Here is a 1,060-nt window from a genome sequence, read left to right on the forward strand (position 1 = left end):
GAATACGGGTGAATAGAAGACGAAGAAATCATTCATGATGCTGGTCAAATACCCGTGGATCGTCTGATTGCCGGTAATATAGAGCTCCGTAAACATCCCTTTCGCATTCATAAGAACCTTCCTGTACGAAATGTCCGTTTGATTCTCGAATGGTGGCTCCGGCGGCTGGCTCATATCACTATTGATCTGCTGACAGAGGGACATATACTGTAGATGGATAATAGGCAAGTAGAGAAACTGCATTCCATCATGAACGACAGCGATATCACTGCCTATATCAATCAGGAAACCTCTTATCGGCATTTTTCTTCCTGTAATCTCAATTTCGATTTGTTTCCCAAGAAACGCGTGCATGGTGTTCATAGTACACCTCCTTGTTCAATGTATAGTAGCAGAGTTGATTAACTCTATCCTATCAACCAACGTGTCCATGCCCATAAGATGAGCAGGCTGAATACGAGAGGGACAGGGATGACGAACAACGTCACTTTCATATATTGCTTCCATGACAAAGATATATTGTGTTTGCGCAGCAAGTAGATCCAGAGCACGGTTGCAATAGTACCAATCGGGGTCAGTAACGACCCGATGTCGCTTCCGATCATATTGGCCAAGTAGGTAATGTGCAAGATGCCGGGATCTAGTCCCAACTCAGAAAGTGTTAGCGTGCCGAATATCACGGAAGGCAGATTGGTGAACAGGTTAGACATCCCGGCCAACAACAAGCCAACAATCATGACTGCTTGCATCTGGTTCGCGAGGATGTAAGGCGTCAAAACATTCGCTAGCGAAGCGAACAAACCCAGTTGATGCAGGGCATATACAATCATATAAATGCTGTATGCGAACACCAATGCAGACCATGGCGTCTTCTTTAAGGTATCGATGGGTCCTACTCCTGTTCGAATCCAACGGACGGCAAGGAGTAAGAACGCGCCTGTGATAGAAAACCATACCATTGGCATCCCGAGCTGAGCTCCCCCGTAGTAACTGGCGCGGATTAGCACGACAATAGCCATGCAAGTCCGGAATAATCCCCAATCAATAGAACCTGTTGTAT

The 1,060-nt window shown here is 46.0% G+C and carries 1 protein-coding gene and 1 pseudogene; both read right to left on the reverse strand.

Annotated elements, in window-relative coordinates; genetic code table 11:
* Positions 1–363, reverse strand: a pseudogene (locus AC1DWB_RS35960) (DUF2642 domain-containing protein); the annotation flags it as partial.
* A 44-nt stretch (positions 364–407) separates the two neighbouring features.
* The coding region (locus AC1DWB_RS35965; RefSeq protein WP_477545838.1) for an ArsB/NhaD family transporter at positions 408–1,060 on the reverse strand (653 nt) is incomplete at its 5' end.

This window comes from Paenibacillus sp. P4_E11, from assembly GCF_056401635.1.